Below are 15,674 nucleotides of genomic sequence, written 5' to 3' on the forward strand. Positions count from 1 at the left end.
GCATGACCGACCCCGCCGTGCTCACGGCGCCGGTCGCGGGCGGGGCGGCCACCAGGCCGCCCGCCCGCCGCCGACCCCGCTCCCACCTCCGCCTCGCCGCCGCCGCCTTCATGGCGCCCGTGGTGATCTTCCTCGTTGTCTTCTTCGTCTACCCGATCATCCGCGGCGTCGTCCTCAGCCTCCAGGACTTCGGACCGTCGTCCTTCGTGACCGGGATCGCCCCCTTCGTCGGCTTCGACAACTACGTCACGGTCGTCACCGATCCGATCTTCGCGAGCATCGCCTGGCACACCGTGGTCTTCACCGTGGTCTCGCTGGTGGGCCAGTTCACGATCGGCATGGCCCTGGCGCTGTTCTTCAGCCGTCGGTTCCCGCTCTCGGCGACGTTCCGCTCCCTCATCCTGCTGCCGTGGCTCCTGCCGCTGATCGTCTCGGCGACGGCCTGGCGCTGGATCTTCGACCAGCAGTTCGGCATCCTGAACGCCGCGATCGGCACGCCGGTCGGCTGGCTGACCGATCCGTCCGTCTCGCTGTGGGCGGTCATCATCGCCAACATCTGGCTGGGCATCCCGTTCAACATGGTGCTGCTGCACGGAGGCCTGCAGGGCATCCCCGAGAGCCTCTACGAGGCCGCGGCACTGGACGGCGCCTCGCGCTGGCGGTCCTTCTGGAGCATCACCTGGCCGCTGCTGCGACCGGTGACCTCCGTCACGCTCCTCCTCGGCCTCGTCTACACGATCAAGGTGTTCGACGTCATCTGGATCCTCACCAAGGGAGGCCCGGCCAACAGCTCGCACACCCTCGCGACCTGGGCCTACGAGCAGTCCTTCACCGACCTGCAGTTCGGAGTCGGTGCGGCGGCTGGCCAGATCCTCGTGATCGTCGCCCTCGTCTTCGGCGTGATCTACATCCGCGCCCAGCGCAAGGAGGACCTCGGATGAACCGGCACACCACAGGGCTGCGCCGCGGGATCGACGTGGTCATCGCGATCGTGCTCTGCGGCTTCCTCCTCTTCCCGCTCTACTGGATGGTCAACGTCTCGCTGACCAAGCCGCAGAACCTGATCCAGACCCCGCCGAGCCTGTTCCCCGGCGACCCGACCCTCGACGGGTACGTGCAGGCGTTCTCGACGCAGCTGCCGAACCTCATCACGAGCCTCGTGATCTCGATCGGCTGCGTGATCCTGACCCTGGCGATCGCTCTGCCCGCCGCTTTCGCGATGGCGAAGTTCCGGGTGCGGGGGACCGGCGTCGTGATGTTCGTGTTCCTCCTCGCCCAGATGATCCCCGGGATTGTCCTGGTCACCGCGCTGTTCGCGATCTACAACGCGCTGGGGCTGCTCAACACCTATCCGGGCCTCATCCTCGCCGACGCGACCGCCTCCGTGCCGTTCGCGGTGATCATCCTCCGGGCCTTCATGCTCGGCATCCCCGACGAGCTGATCGAGGCCGCGCGGATCGACGGTGCGAGCAACTGGCGCTCCTTCGTCTCGATCGTCATCCCGCTGAGCCGGAACTCGATCGTGACCGCGGGCCTGTTCTCGTTCCTGTTCGCCTGGGCCGACTTCCTCAACGCGAACTCGCTCACCTCGGGCAACAGCATCGTGCCGTTCACCCTCGGCCTCTACCGCTACATCGGATCGACCACCACCAACTGGAACGGGATCATGGCGACCGCCGTGATCGCCTCCATCCCGGCCGCCGTGCTGCTGATCGTGGCCCAGCGCTACGTCGCCGCCGGGGTCACCGCCGGCGCGGTCAAGGACTGAGCGCCGTGCCCGACTCGAGGAAGCAGGAGCACATGGACACCGACGCGTTCGCGCTCGAGGGGGACCGCCTCGTCTGGCGCGGCGACGGCGAGACCGTCGTCGTCGAGCCGTGGGGGAGGGACAGCGTCCGGGTCCGCGCCCGCCGGTCCGGGGAGGTCCTCGACACCGACTGGGCGCTGATCGCCCCCGAGCGCCACGCGCCGGAGGTCTCGATCGAGGGACCGCGGGCGACGCTGCGCGCCGGCGGCATCACCGTCGTCCTCGAGCAGCAGGAGGGCTACGGGTACCAGACCGGCTACCACGAGCTCTCCTGCTCCCTCTCCTTCTGCGACCGTCGGGGGGAGCTGCTCTTCCGGGAGCTCGGGAGCGGGGGAGCGCTCAAGCTGCGCGCCCGCGAGCAGCGTCCGCACCTGGGCGGCGACTTCCGGCTGACCGCGCTGTTCGAGACGTCCCCCGACGAGAAGCTGTACGGGATGGGGCAGTACCAGCAGGACCTCCTCGACCTGAAGGGCTGCACGCTCGAGCTCGCGCACCGCAACTCCCAGTCGAGCGTCCCGTTCGTGCTGTCGAGCCGCGGCTACGGGTTCCTCTGGCACAACCCCGCGATCGGCCGCGCGACCTTCGCAGCCAACCGCACGGAGTGGTCCGCCGAGTCCTCCCAGCAGCTCGACTACTGGGTGACCGCGGGGGAGTCCCCGGCCGACATCACCCGGGCCTACGCCGACGCGACCGGGCACGTCCCGATGATGCCCGAGCACGGCCTCGGCTTCTGGCAGTGCAAGCTGCGCTACTGGAACCAGGAGCAGCTGCTCGAGGTCGCCCGCGAGCACCGGCGCCGCGGCCTGCCGATGGACGTGATCGTGGCCGACTTCTTCCACTGGCCGCACATGGGCGACTTCCGCTTCGAGGAGGAGTTCTGGCCGGATCCGTCCGCCATGGTCGCCGAGCTGCGCGAGCTCGGGATCGAGCTGATGGTCTCGGTCTGGCCGCAGGTGTCGGTCGAGTCCGAGAACTACATCGCGATGAAGAAGGGGAACCTCCTCGTCAAGGCCGAGCGGGGCCTGGACCTGCACATGCAGTTCGAGGGTCCGAGCGCGTTCTACGACGCGACGAGCCCCGCCGCCCGGAGGTTCGTCTGGGAGGCGTGCCGGCGCAACTACGGCGAGCACGGGATCCGGCTCTTCTGGCTCGACGAGGCCGAGCCCGAGTACGGCGTCTACGACTTCGACAACTACCGCTACGCCGCCGGCCCCGCCGTCCAGGTCGGCAACCTCTACCCGCAGGCGTTCTCCCGCGGCTTCTTCGAGGGGCAGAGCGAGGGCGGGGAGACCGCGATCGTGAACCTCGTCCGCACCGCGTGGGCGGGCAGCCAGCGCTACGGCGCGCTCGTGTGGTCGGGCGACATCCACTCGACCTTCGCGGACCTGCGCCACCAGATCACGGCCGGCATCCACATGGGCGTCGCGGGGATCCCGTGGTTCACGACCGACATCGGAGGATTCGCCGGGGGAGACCCGTCGGATCCGGAGTTCCGTGAGCTCCTCGTGCGCTGGTTCCAGTTCGGCGCGTTCAGCCCGGTGATGCGCCTCCACGGCGACCGTGCGCCGTCGGCCCCGGTCACGGCCGCCGACGGGAGCCGCCGCGCCGCGACCGGAGCCGCGAACGAGGTGTGGAGCTTCGGCGAGGAGGCGACGCCGATCCTCACCCGCCTGCTGCATCTGCGCGAGACCCTGCGCCCGTACACGCGCGAGGCGATGCGGGAGGCGCACGAGCTGGGCCAGCCCGTGCTGCGCGCGGTGTTCCACGAGTTCCCGGGGGACCCGGAGGCCTGGGATCTGGCCGACCAGTACCTCTTCGGCTCGGACCTGCTGGTGGCTCCGGTCACGCACGCCGGAGACGTCTCCCGACGGGTCTACCTGCCCGCCGGGGCGCGCTGGACGGAGCTCTCGACGGGCGCCGAGCACGAGGGCGGGCAGTGGATCGTCGCCGACGCGCCGCTGGCCGTCATCCCGGTCTTCGCGCGCGACGGCCGGCAGGCGCACCTCGTCGGGCAGCTCTGAGCGGAGGCTCCCCGCTGACCGGAGGGTTCCGCCGCGAGGAGCGCCCCGCGTCAGCCCGTCCCCGCGAGCCAGAAGTCGACCGCGTCGGGGGACGGGCGCCCGGCGACCCGGACGACGTCGCCGAACTCGAGCACGCTGTCCGGATCCTCCTGGACGGCCGGCCACCGCTCGCGGCCGGCGGCGTCCGGATCGCCGTGGGAGACGAACGCGAGCCAGCGCGCGGTCATCTCCTGCTCGAGCCGGCGGTCGACGTCCGTGTAGTCGGCGTCGCCGTCCGCCCCGAGGTTCCCGTACGCGTACATCACCTCGGCGCCGTGGTACGCGCCGAACCGCTCGAGTCCGCTCTCCGGGGGAGTGCGCGTGAAGATGTAGGCGTGGACGTGCGCCCGCCCGGTCCGGGCGGCCGTCAGCGCCCAGAGCCGCATCGGGGCGGTCATCGTCCGGTCGCTGCCGGCGCGCAGCCGGGAGTCGACGACCTGGTCCTCGACGGCACCCGGGTACAGCGCGAGGAAGCGGTCCGCGTCGTCTCCGTGCTCCCGGCGCACCTCCTGCTCGTAGGCGTCCGGATCCGAGTCGACGCCTCCCAGCAGATCGAGCGAGGTCTCGTCGGAGTTGCTGCCGAGCAGGAGGGGGACGTCGTTCTGCCGACCGGCCTCGTAGACGGCGAGCGGCGTGTCGGGGAGGACGACGCCGTCGATCGAGGGCCACCAGTGCTGCGAGAGGCCCGCGGCGGCCGCGACGATGCGCTCGGCCGGCAGGGCTCTCATCTCGGCCAGGCTCGCCCCGCCGAGGGCCTCGCTCAGGCGCGCAGCCGCCTCCCGTGCGGTGGCGGCGTCGTCGTAGAGGTCGCCGGCCTCGCGATCTCCCGCCGACCCCAGGCATCCTCCGCTCTCGCCGATGATCCCGTGGAGGAGGCCGGCCGCGAGGGGCGAGGCCCCGAGGATGCAGGCGCTGCCGGAGCCGGCGGACTGGCCGGCGACCGTCACCCGCCCCGGGTCCCCGCCGAAAGCGGCGATGTTGTCCTGCACCCACTGCAGAGCGGCGACCTGGTCGAGCAGTCCCTGATTCCCCGGGATGCCGCCGCCGAGCACATCACCGGCGAGGAAACCGAGGACGCCCAGACGGTAGGCGACGGTGACGACCACCGCGCCCCGGGAGGCGAGCGCCGCGCCGTCGTAGGCGGGGAGGGCGCCGGACCCCGAGACGAACGCGCCGCCGTGGAGGTAGACGAGGACCGGGCTGGAGTCGCCCGCCCCGCCGGCCGGCGTCCAGATGTTCAGGCGGAGGCTGTCCTCGTCCGTCGCGTACCCGCCGAGGAGCGTCTCCTCCAGCGGCAGGTCGAGCACGCGGGTCGCCGCTCGGGAGAGGAACGTCGGCTCCGGCTGAACGGCGGAGGGGCCGAAGTCGTCGGCCACGAGGGTCGCCGACCGCTGCGGGGCCAGGCGGGGCGCCTCCCAACGCAGCGGGCCGACCGGGGGAGCGGCGTAGGGGATCCCCGCGAAGGCGTCGACCCCGGCCGGGGCGTCATGCACACCGACGACGTCGCCCTGCCGGGTCGTGACCGGGGCGGTGTGCGGACCGGCGAGCGTCCGCGTCGCCGGGAGAGGACCCGCGGCGAGGGCGACGGCTCCGACGAGCCCTGCGGACGCGACCCAGGCCGCCGTACGCAGCATCCAGTGCCGGTGCCGCCAGCTCCTCGAGACGGCCGCGATCAGGACCGCGGCCGCCGCGACGACGAGCCACCCCCACCACTCCACCCGGTTCAGCCAGGCGAGGACCGCCCCGATGAGCACGACGGTCGCGGTCGGCAGCCACGGGGACCGTCGCCGTCGAGGTTCGGGCGTTCCAGTTTTCGATACGGTATGCATTGAAAACGAAACGTACTGAAAAGGCCCATTCAGCGCAAGGATCCGAATAGGCTGGGGGCGTGGTCACAGGCGAGCAGGCTCCGGTCCGGCGGAGGAGCGAGACGCGACGGCGTCTCCTCGCCGCGGCCGCCGAGCTCTTCGAGAGCACGGGCACCATCGGCCAGCGCGTCGAGGACATCTGCGCGCAGGCGGGCTTCACCCGCGGCGCGTTCTACTCGAACTTCGCCGGTGTCGACCAGCTCTTCCTCGCACTCCACGAGGAGCAGGCCGCGAGAGTGTGGGGGAGCCTGCAGGAGGCCCTCGACGTCCAGCTGCAGGAGGAGCACCGCGCGGCGACCCTCGACGGCGCCGTACGCTCCCTCCTCGACGCGCTCCCGTCCAGCCGCGAGTGGTTCTCCCTGCGGTCGGTGCTCCTGGCACGCGCTGCCGCGGACCCGGAGTTCGCCGAGCGGATGATGATCGACGACGACCGCGTCTCGCGCGAGCTGGGCGAGCGCTTCGCCGCCCTCGCCGCCGTGCACGGCCGCGTCCCCGCCGTCGAGTCCGCCGTCCTGGCGAAGGCGGTCGTCGCGGCGCACGTCGGGTCGGTGAGCCAGTGGCCCGTGGACACCAGCGCCGAACTTACGCAGCGCATGGTCGTCGCCGCGGTGATCCGAGGCCTCACCGTCGAAGCGCTCGGTCTGCCATCGGAGCGCGGCGGCGATCGATGACGTCCTGTCGCAGGAGCGTTGAGGGGAGCCGATCGCCATCCCTGCGAACGGGACCTCGGTCGAACTGACATAATGTGCATTATCGGATAACGGCGGAGGGGCCGGACGGACCGGGACCAGCACGTCTCGGTCGAAGTGTCGAATCGCGTGACCAGCCGCAGCCGCGGATCGACGGTCATCGTGCCGCGGACGCCGTCGTCGGCCTGGTCCTCTCGGGCGCCTGCGGTAACGCGCGTCAGCGGTCCTGCGAGCGCTCCCGCAGGTTCACCATCGCCGCGGCTGCATCGAGAAGGATGCTCACGCCGCCCGGTGTCCGCCGACGAGCGGACTTCGCCCACGACGGCATCGGACTCCCCCGATGCCGGTCCGCTGCCGTCCATCGGAGTCATCCGTCGAGGATCGCAGACCCGCGCGCCGGGGTCATTCCGCGAAGGCGATCAGGCGAAGTCGGAGATGTCGCCGACGAGGCGGGTGTTGTCCGCGGGGATCGGCTCGACGGCCGCCAGAGCGACCTCGGCCGCGAACTCCTGCACGTTGTAGAGCTTGCCGGCCGACTCGCGGCGCGAGCTGATCGCGCCCGGGTTCGCGCGCTCCAGCAGGGTCGCGGTGATGGTGCCCTCGATCATGTCGCCCGAGACGACGACGAACTCGATCCCGCGCTCGGCGAGCTCACCGATCCGCTCGCGCAGAGCGTCCTCGCCGGCGCGCTTGGAGAGCGCGACGGGCTCGTACTCGGGCATCGTGGGCGTGGTCCGTATGAAGTGCGCCTGGTGGCTCGTGACGAACACGACACGGGAGCCCTCGGAGAGCAGCGGCAGCGCCGCGTCGAGCACGGCGACCTGCGAGTCGCGGTTGAGGACCATCGCGTAGTCCTCCCCCATGTTGCTCTCCATGCCGCCGGAGGCGTTCAGGACGAGCACGTCCAGTCCTCCGTACTCCTTCTCGATGCGGGAGAAGAGCTCGGCGCGCGAGTCGGCGTCGGTGAGATCGGCTCCGACGGCGATGGCGGTGCCGCCGGCCTCGACGATCTGCGCGACGAGCTTGTCGGCGCGCGGCGCCTTCGAGCGGTAGTTGACGACGACGCGGGCTCCGGCCTCGGCCAGGTAGCGGACCGTGTCGGCGCCGATGCCGCGGGACGACCCGGTGACGAGAGCGCGCTTGCCGTCGAAGGAGCCGGGGGCGAGGGGATTGGACACGGGTATTCCTCCAGAACGCCGGCTCGGAGACCGGATCGGGCACGATGACGGGCCACGGCCCGACGGAGGAGTCTACCAAGGGCCTCGAGACCGTCGGCGCACCCCCTCTCCCAGCCCTCGTCCGGGGGGCGTTGATAGCCTGGGAATGCTCGTCGAGGGGAAGGAGCACACAGCATGGACGCTGTCACCCAGTACGCGTGGATCCTCTGGCTCGCGCTGATCCTCATCTTCGTGATCGTCGAGATGATCACTCTCGAGTTCACCTTCCTGATGCTCGCCGTCGGCAGCATCGGCGGACTGCTGACCGGGCTGGTCGGGGCTCCCTTCTGGGTCCAGGTCCCCGTCGCGGCCGTCCTCGCCGCCCTCCTGCTGTTCACCGTCCGTCCGCCGCTGCTGCGGCTGCTGAAGCGGGGCGGCGATCCCACCCCCAGCGGAGCGGACGCTCTCCTCGGGCTCTCCGGCAGCGTCGTCCTCGCCGGCCCCGGAGCCGGCCAGGTCAAGCTCGCCAACGGCGAGACCTGGACCGTCCGCCTGTCCCCGCTCGTCGAGGACCGCACACTCGGAGTCGGCGAGAGAGTCGTCGTCACCGCCATCGAGGGCGCGACCGCGGTCGTCGTCCCCGCCGAAAGGAGCACACCGTGACACCGTCCTCCGTCGTGACGATCGTCGTCGTCGCCGCCGTCGTCCTCTTCGCCCTGGTCGTCCTCTTCCGAGCGGTCCGCATCATCCCCCAGGCCACCGCCGGGGTCGTGGAGCGCCTCGGCAAGTACCACAAGACCCTGCTGCCGGGCCTCAATCTCGTCGTGCCGTTCATCGACCGGGTCCGCCCGCTGATCGACCTGCGCGAGCAGGTCGTCTCGTTCCCGCCGCAGCCCGTGATCACGGAGGACAACCTCGTCGTCTCGATCGACACGGTCGTCTACTTCCAGGTGACGGACGCCCGCGCGGCGACCTACGAGATCGCCAACTACCTCGGCGCGGTCGAGCAGCTGACCACCACCACGCTCCGCAACGTCGTCGGCGGCCTGAACCTCGAGGAGGCGCTGACCTCCCGCGACAACATCAACGGGCAGCTGCGCATCGTCCTCGACGAGGCCACCGGCAAGTGGGGCATCCGCGTCGGACGCGTGGAGCTCAAGGCCATCGACCCGCCCCTCTCCATCCAGGACTCGATGGAGAAGCAGATGCGCGCCGAGCGCGACCGTCGAGCCGTGATCCTCACCGCCGAGGGCACCAAGCAGTCCCAGATCCTGAACGCCGAGGGTCAGCGCCAGGCCGCGATCCTCGCTGCGGAGGGCCAGGCGAAGGCGGCGGTCCTGCGGGCCGAGGGTGAGGCCAAGGCGATCACCACCGTCTTCCACGCCATCCACGAGGGCCGCCCCGACAGCGAGCTCCTCGCGTACCAGTACCTCCAGACACTCCCCAAGATCGCCGAGGGCAGCGCGAACAAGCTCTGGGTCATCCCGAGCGAGCTCACCGAGGCGCTGAAGGGCATTGGAGGCGCGCTCGGCCAGCGCGGCCGGTCCGCCCCGGCGGTCCGCCCGCAGGATGCGGCACCCCCGTCGGCGCCTGCGGCGTCCGCGCCTGCCGCATCCGGGTCCGTCGGCTCCACTCCTGTCGAGCCCGGATCCGACACGTCCGCCCCCATGGCGCCCGCGACGACCGACGGAGCCCTCGGCTCGGCGCCCACTCCCCCGCCGCCGGCCGTCTAGCCACGGACCCGGTCCGCGATGCGCACCCCTGAGCGACCCCTCGCCCTGAGCGGGCCGACCCCCCGGGTGATCGCGCATCGCGGGTTCGGCCCGCAGGCTGAGGGCAACACGCTCGCCGCCTTCGAGCGCGCCCTCGCCGCGGGTGCGGACCTCCTCGAGACGGACGCGCGCGCCTCCCTCGACGGGGTCGCCGTGCTCGTCCACGACGCCGAGGTGATCGACCGCTCCGGCCGCCGCCACGTCGTCGCCGCCACCCGGTGGGAGGAGCTCGCCGACCTCCGACTGGCGGGCGGCGCCCGGCTCGCCTCTCTCGAGCAGGCCCTCGCCGCACTCCCCCGCGCGCGCTTCAACATCGACGTGAAGTCGCGGGACGCGATCGACCCGGTCGTCGCGGCGGTGTCCGGCGCCGCCGCCGCGGAGCGCGTCCTGATCACCTCGTTCTCCGAGATCCGTCGAGCAGCGGCCCTCCGCCGTCTTCCCGGCGCCGCGACCTCGGCGTCGGCGGTCCGCTTCGTCGTCGCCCTGGTCGCCGCCCACCTCGGCGCCGCCCTCCCCGTGCGTCTCGCTCTCCGCGGCATCGACGCGCTCCAGGTGCCCGAGCGCGCGCTCGGCCTCCGCGTCGCCGAGCCGCGGATCCTCGCCCGGCTGCGGGTGACCGGCTGCGAGATCCACCTCTGGACCATCGACGATCCGGAGCGGATGGAGCAGCTCCTCGCGCTCGGGATCGACGGGCTCGTGACCGACCGCACCGACCTCGCCCGAGCGGCCGTCGACGCCTTCCTCAGCGCCCGTCAGCCACGCCCTCAGGAACCGCGGAATACGCCTCCGACCTGAGGATTCTCTGGCAATGGCAGGGACGGGAAGACCACCTCCAGGTACGACGTTGACACTGGGGAAGCACAGCGAGAGGAGACCACACAATGGCAGATCGAAGCTTGCGAGGAATGCGGCTCGGATCCCAGAGCCTGCAGAGCGAAGAAGGCGTCGTCTTCTCCCCGCGATCGACGTACGAGTACCACTGCGCGAACTGCGGCCACGACACCGACATGGTGTTCTCGGCCGATGCGGAAGCACCGGAGACCTGGGAGTGCCGCTCCTGCGGTCACGAGGCCACTCTGATGGTGGACTCGAAGCCGGTCGTCGTGGACAAGGGCGAGCAGAAGGCTCCGCGCACCCACTGGGACATGCTGCTCGAGCGTCGGACCCGCGCGGAGCTGGAGGAGCTGCTCGAGGAGCGGCTCGCCTATCTGCGCGCCAGGCGCGGCGAGCACAAGATCGGCGCGTAGCGCCGGTCAGCGGGAACGGCGTCGCGGCTCGCGCGTCCTGAGGACGAACGAGACCATGCCGATGAGACCGGCGGCCAGGAAGTACCAGCCGAGGTCTCGCGCCCACACCAGAGCCGGGGTCGTGGTGGAGCTGAGGGGGACCTCGTCCACCATGGCACCCGGCTCGAACCATGTCAGGGAATCGATCGTCGAGCCGTCCGGCCCGATGATCGCACTCGTCCCGACGGTCGAGATGTTGACCACACTGCGCCCGGTCTCGATGGCCCGCAGGCGAGCGATCGCGAGCTGCTGGACGCTCTCGTCGGTCCGGCCGAAGTCGGCGTTGTTGGTCTGCCCGAGGATGACCTGGGCTCCCCCGTCGACCATCGCGTTCGTCAGCGCGTCGTCCGAGATGTCGAAGCAGATCGCGATGCCTGCGAGGACGCCGTTCACGTCGAAGACGTTGGGACGGGTGCCGATCGAGTAGTCGCGGCTCACCAGGTCGACCAGGTCCGGAGCGAACATCCGCCAGAACGCCCGGTCCGGCATGTACTCGGCGAACGGGACGGGATGCACCTTGTCGTAGACCTGCGTCGCCCCCTCCCCCGCCTTCCAGAGCAGCGAGCTGTTGTAGAAGACGTCGTCCGAGGGGTTCGTGATCGTGCCCACGACGAACGGCGCGTCCATCGTGCGGCTGAGGTAGTCGAGGACGGCGGCCGACTGGGCGTTCCGGGTCGGATCGATGTCGACGCCGTTCTCGGGCCACACCACCATGTCGACGTCCTGATCGAGGATCGGCAGCGTCGCCGAGGTGTGGTCCTCGAGGATCTGCCCGCGGTAGCTCTGCGAGAACAGGCCCGCATCGGAGTCGCCCTGGACGGCGGCGATCCGGGTCGTGCCCTCCGTCGGTGCCGGCCAGGCGGGGAACACCAGCGCCACGATCGCGAAGCCCGCGAGAGCGCTGACGCGAGCGGAGGCCGGGACGGACGTCTCGCGGACGGCCTGCGCGAGCACGGCGGCGAGGAACGCGACCACGAAGCCGAGGCCGGCGAAGCCGATCCACGCCGCGAGACCGGCGAGCGGGCCGAGGGACTGCGAGATCGCGAGGCGGCCCCAGGCGAAGCCGCCGTAGGGCCAGACGCTGGTGATCGACTCGCGCCCGATCCAGAGCGCCGCCAGGAGGGCGGGGAGGCCGACCATCCGGCCGAGCGGTCCCGTCCAGACGCGGTGGCCGCGCGTGGAGACGACCGCCATCAGCCCCGCGGAGAGCGCGAAGAAGATCGCCTGCAGGCCGGCGAGGGCCGCCCACGGGACCGGGCCGAGGTAGAGGGTCAGCCACTCGATGTGGACGCCCCAGAAGACCGCTCCGCCGACGAGGCCGACGAGGCTTCCGCTCCAGAAGCCGCGCCCCGCCAGCGCGAACAGGATCGCCGCGGCGCCCACGATCGCCAGCGGCCAGACGTCGGAGTCGGGGAAGCCGCGGTCGAGCACGGCGCCGCCGAGGGCGGCGAGGGGCAGCGCCACCCACAGCGGAACGGTCCGCCCGTCGGGCGGAGGAGCGATCGGCGTCATGCGACCGTCGAGTACGCGACGATGCCGCGGCGGACCAGGTCGAGGGCGGTCCGGGCCGCGCGGCCGACCTTGCCCTCGGCGACGACGGAGAGCTGGTCGAGGAGGTCGATGGTCTGCTTCGCCCAGCGCACGAAGTCGCCGGCGGCCATGTCGGACTCGCGGAGCACCATGTCGAGCGGCATGCCCTTGGCCCACATGTTCATCGACAGCGCCAGGCTCGTCGAGATCGGGTTGCTGCCCGGCAGGCGGTGCTCCCGCTCGACGTCGTCGAGCCGGGCCCACAGAAGCTGGGTCCTCTCCAGCGCCTCGGGGAACGCGCCGCGGGGCAGGAACTGCTCGCCGAGCGTCCCCTCCTCGCGTCGCGGCTCGAAGACCAGGCAGCACGCCATCGCCGCGAGGCCGGCCGGATCGAGCTCCGTCCACGCCTGCTTCCGGAGGCACTCGGCGACGAGCAGGTCCCGCTCCCCGTAGATCCGGCGGAGCGTGCGACCGTTGGGCGTCAGCGAGAGCTCGCCGACCTCGTCCCGGCGGAAGTAGCCGAGCTCGAGCAGCACGTCCGTGATGTGGTCGAAGATGCGGGCGACGGCGCCGGTGCGCGAGCGGATCTGGCGCTCGATCTCGTCGGTCTCGCGGCGCAGCTTCCACCAGCGCTCGGCCCAGCGCGCGTGCTGCTCGCGGTCGGAGCAGGCCTGGCACGGGTGCGCCTTCATCCGGCGCCGCAGGCTCGTGAGCTGTCCCTGGCGCTTCTCGCGCTCGGCGTGGGAGGCCGACTCGCCGCGCACCGCGCCCCGGCGCTCGAGGTCGCCGATCTCACGGCGGATCGCCGCGTACTGCTCGAAGTCGCCCAGGTGGCACTGCATCGCCGTGACGTAGCCCGCCATCGACTCCTCCTGCTGGCGGACCCGGCGGGCGAGATCGACGACGGACCGGTCGGCCTGGAACTGCGCGAACGACGACTCGAGGATCTCGCGCGTGCGCACCCGCCCGAACTGCTCGATCAGGTTCGCGGCCATGTTGTAGCTGGGGCGGAAGCTGGAGTTGAGCGGGTAGGTCCGCCGGGAGGCGAGGGACGCGACCGCCTGAGGGTCCATCCCGCCGCGCCACTGGATCACCGAGTGGCCCTCGACGTCGATGCCGCGTCGGCCCGCCCGGCCGGTGAGCTGGGTGTACTCCCCCGGTGTGATCGGGACGCGCGCCTCGCCGTTGAACTTCTCGAGCTTCTCGAGGACGACCGTGCGGGCCGGCATGTTGATGCCGAGCGCGAGCGTCTCGGTCGCGAAGACCACGCGCACGAGCCGGCGCAGGAACAGCTCCTCGACGACCTCCTTGAAGGCGGGGAGCATCCCGGCGTGGTGCGCGGCGACGCCCCGCTGGAGTCCGTCGAGCCACTCCCAGTAGCCGAGCACCGCGAGGTCCTCGTCGCGGATCGTCCGGCACCGCTCCTCGACGATCGCGCGGATCTCGTCGCGCTCGTGGCGCTCGGTGAGGCGCACGCCCGACCGCAGCACCTGGCGCACGGCCTGGTCGCAGCCCGCACGGCTGAAGACGAAGAAGATCGCGGGGAGGAGGTTCTTGCCGCGGAGGATCTCGACGACCTCCGAGCGCAGCACGAGCTCCTCGGTGCGCTGCTCCGGGTAGCGGCCGCGACCGCCTCGGCCGTTGCGGCCGCCCCTGCCGCCGCGCTCGACCCGGGAGCCGCCCTGGGCCATGCGGGCGAGCTCGGGGTTCACCCGGTTCGTCGCCGCCCGACCGGAGGAGTCGAAGAGGTCGACCAGCTTGCCGCCCACCAGGACGTGCTGGTCGAGCGGGACGGGGCGCTCCTCGGAGACGATGACCTCGGTCTCGCCGCGGACGGTCTGCAGCCAGTCGCCGAACTCCTCGGCGTTGGACACGGTGGCGCTGAGCGAGACCAGCCGCACGCGCTGCGGGAGGTGGATGATGACCTCCTCCCAGACGGCGCCGCGGAAGCGGTCGGCGAGGTAGTGCACCTCGTCCATCACGACGTAGGCGAGGTCGCGCAGGAGGTCCGAGTCGGCGTACAGCATGTTGCGCAGCACCTCGGTCGTCATCACGACGATCCGGGCGCGCGCGTTGACGTTCGAGTCGCCGGTCAGCAGGCCGACCTCGGAGGCTCCGTAGTCCTCGACGAACTCCTGGAACTTCTGGTTGCTCAGCGCCTTCATCGGCGTCGTGTAGAAGACCTTGGCCGTCGGGTCCTGCATGGCCAGGTGGATCGCGAACTCGGCCACCGCGGTCTTGCCGGCGCCGGTGGGCGCGGCGACGAGGACGCTGTGGCCGTCGTCGAGCGCGCTGCAGGCCTCGTACTGGAAGGGGTCGAGGTCGAACGCGAGGGTCGAGCGGAACGCTTCGACCCTCGCGTGGCCCTGGCGCGTCCGGAACGCGGCGAACCGCTCGGCGGGAGACGGTCCGGTCACGCGGGCAGGTCGGAGGGGCTGCCGTCGAACACCAGCTGGCGCTTGGCGGCGCGCCGGTCGTGCAGGATCGCGATCCCGCAGGCGAGGAAGAACAGGAAGATGATCGGGATGGCCAGGAGGAACATCGAGATCGGGTCGGCCGCGGGGGTCGCGATCGCCGTGAAGAGCACGATCGCCATGATCGCGATGCGCCACGACTTGAGGATCAGCATGCCGGGGAGGATGCCGAGGAAGTTGAGGAGCACCAGGAAGACGGGCAGCACGAAGGCGATGCCGACGACCAGCACGAGCTTGAGAACGAACTCGTAGTAGATCTTGGCGTCGAGGAAGCTCGCCGCGTTGCTGCCGGTGAAGCTCGTCAGGAGCTCCACGATGTGCGGGAACACGAACCAGCCGGCCGCGCAGCCCGCGAAGAACAGCGGGATGGCGGTGAGGATGAAGCCGAGGCCGTACCGCATCTCCTTGCGGGTCAGGCCCGGGACGAGGAACGCCCAGATCTGGTAGAGCCAGACCGGGCTCGCCAGGACGATGCCCACCGTGATGGCGATCTGCAGCCGCAGGTCGAAGGCACCGGCGATCGTCGGGAAGTTGAGGATCGCCTCCTTGCCCTGGGTGGAGGCCACCTCGGAGATCGGAGCCTTGAGGGCCTCGAAGACCCACTCCGAGACGAACCACCCCGCGACACACGCGATGACGATCGCGATCGCCGACTTGAAGAGCCTGTTGCGAAGCTCGACGAGGTGCGCCCCGAGCGACATGCGCCCGTCGGGGTTCTTCGTCCGCTTCGTCCGTGGCTTCTTCGGTGCCACGGACGTCATTACTTGAGCGGGGACTCGGGCGGCGTGGTGGTGCCGGTGCCGGTGGTCGAGCCGGTGGATCCGGCGACGGTGCCGGTGGTCCCCTCGGTCGACTCACGGCGCTCGGTGCCGTCCTCGTCCTTCATGGTCTTGACCTCGCTCTTGAAGATCCGCATCGACTGCCCGACACTGCGGGCCAGCTGCGGGAGCTTGGGCGCACCGAACAGGAGGAGGATCACGGCGAGGATGATGAGGAGGTGCCACCCCTGGAGGCCAGCGAACATTGCAGAC

Annotated in this window: 14 protein-coding genes; 8 read left to right on the forward strand and 6 right to left on the reverse strand. The window is 71.0% G+C overall.

All coding sequences use genetic code 11. The annotated features are described in order from the left end of the window. The first annotated feature begins 2 nt into the window (after window positions 1-2). From C5C10_RS05070 to C5C10_RS05080, 3 genes are read left to right on the forward strand one after another with little or no spacing between them, the layout of a single operon-like run. Window positions 3-941 carry a carbohydrate ABC transporter permease gene (locus tag C5C10_RS05070; RefSeq protein WP_104328713.1) on the forward strand — a complete coding sequence of 313 codons (939 nt, stop codon included), beginning with the start codon at window positions 3-5 and terminating at the stop codon, window positions 939-941. After that, the gene (locus tag C5C10_RS05075) at window positions 938-1,768 is read left to right on the forward strand and encodes a carbohydrate ABC transporter permease (RefSeq protein ID WP_104222044.1); all 831 of its coding nucleotides are present in this window, start codon (window positions 938-940) and stop codon (window positions 1,766-1,768) included. Before C5C10_RS05070 ends, C5C10_RS05075 begins: the two co-directional genes overlap by 4 nt. A 32-nt stretch (window positions 1,769-1,800) precedes the next feature. After that, on the forward strand, window positions 1,801-3,828 hold the full coding sequence (locus C5C10_RS05080; RefSeq protein WP_104328714.1) for a TIM-barrel domain-containing protein: 2,028 nt from the start codon (window positions 1,801-1,803) through the stop codon (window positions 3,826-3,828). A 50-nt stretch (window positions 3,829-3,878) separates the two neighbouring features. On the opposite strand, the gene C5C10_RS05085 is transcribed toward C5C10_RS05080, so the two are convergent. Continuing rightward, complete coding sequence (locus C5C10_RS05085; protein ID WP_219813236.1) at window positions 3,879-5,621, reverse strand: carboxylesterase/lipase family protein; 1,743 nt, start codon at window positions 5,619-5,621, stop codon at window positions 3,879-3,881. A 134-nt stretch (window positions 5,622-5,755) separates the two neighbouring features. Here C5C10_RS05085 and C5C10_RS05090 point away from each other — a divergent pair, with 134 nt between their 5' ends. Further along, window positions 5,756-6,406: a TetR/AcrR family transcriptional regulator gene (locus C5C10_RS05090; protein ID WP_104328716.1), complete on the forward strand. Its 651-nt coding sequence runs from the start codon at window positions 5,756-5,758 to the stop codon at window positions 6,404-6,406. 437 nt (window positions 6,407-6,843) lie between these two features. On the opposite strand, the gene C5C10_RS05095 is transcribed toward C5C10_RS05090, so the two are convergent. Next, window positions 6,844-7,602, reverse strand: a complete 759-nt coding sequence (locus tag C5C10_RS05095; protein ID WP_104222036.1) for an SDR family oxidoreductase — start codon at window positions 7,600-7,602, stop codon at window positions 6,844-6,846. 174 nt (window positions 7,603-7,776) lie between these two features. On the opposite strand from C5C10_RS05095, the gene C5C10_RS05100 reads away from it, so the two are divergent. The 4 genes from C5C10_RS05100 to C5C10_RS05115 all read left to right on the forward strand — a co-directional run bounded on the left by C5C10_RS05100 (window position 7,777) and on the right by C5C10_RS05115 (window position 10,600). Continuing rightward, entirely contained in the window at window positions 7,777-8,244 is a 468-nt protein-coding gene (locus tag C5C10_RS05100; protein ID WP_104222034.1) for an NfeD family protein, read from the forward strand. A 14-nt stretch (window positions 8,245-8,258) separates the two neighbouring features. Next, a complete protein-coding gene (locus C5C10_RS05105) occupies window positions 8,259-9,314 on the forward strand; it encodes an SPFH domain-containing protein (protein ID WP_374953340.1) in 1,056 nt (351 codons plus the stop codon). An 18-nt stretch (window positions 9,315-9,332) separates the two neighbouring features. Further along, a complete protein-coding gene (locus C5C10_RS05110) occupies window positions 9,333-10,148 on the forward strand; it encodes a glycerophosphodiester phosphodiesterase family protein (RefSeq protein WP_104232600.1) in 816 nt (271 codons plus the stop codon). Between the two features lie 86 nt (window positions 10,149-10,234). Then, on the forward strand, window positions 10,235-10,600 hold the full coding sequence (locus C5C10_RS05115) for an RNA polymerase-binding protein RbpA (protein ID WP_068207052.1): 366 nt from the start codon (window positions 10,235-10,237) through the stop codon (window positions 10,598-10,600). Window positions 10,601-10,606: 6 nt separating this feature from the next. On the opposite strand, the gene lnt is transcribed toward C5C10_RS05115, so the two are convergent. The 4 genes from lnt to tatA are packed head-to-tail and all read right to left on the reverse strand — an operon-like array spanning window position 10,607 to window position 15,667. Continuing rightward, window positions 10,607-12,151, reverse strand: coding sequence for an apolipoprotein N-acyltransferase (gene lnt, locus C5C10_RS05120; protein ID WP_104328718.1), 1,545 nt, complete (start codon window positions 12,149-12,151; stop codon window positions 10,607-10,609). Beyond that, window positions 12,148-14,586 (reverse strand): RNA helicase, encoded by a 2,439-nt coding sequence (locus C5C10_RS05125; protein WP_104328719.1) that lies wholly within the window; start codon window positions 14,584-14,586, stop codon window positions 12,148-12,150. The genes lnt and C5C10_RS05125 overlap by 4 nt, the downstream gene beginning before the upstream one ends. Continuing rightward, the gene (gene tatC, locus C5C10_RS05130) at window positions 14,583-15,404 is read right to left on the reverse strand and encodes a twin-arginine translocase subunit TatC (RefSeq protein WP_374952911.1); all 822 of its coding nucleotides are present in this window, start codon (window positions 15,402-15,404) and stop codon (window positions 14,583-14,585) included. Before tatC ends, C5C10_RS05125 begins: the two co-directional genes overlap by 4 nt. Further along, window positions 15,404-15,667: a Sec-independent protein translocase subunit TatA gene (tatA, locus tag C5C10_RS05135; protein ID WP_104232603.1), complete on the reverse strand. Its 264-nt coding sequence runs from the start codon at window positions 15,665-15,667 to the stop codon at window positions 15,404-15,406. Before tatA ends, tatC begins: the two co-directional genes overlap by 1 nt. Window positions 15,668-15,674: the final 7 nt, after the last annotated feature.

Origin of the sequence: Rathayibacter sp. AY1A3, from assembly GCF_002930975.1 — a bacterium.
Lineage (GTDB): Bacteria > Actinomycetota > Actinomycetes > Actinomycetales > Microbacteriaceae > Rathayibacter.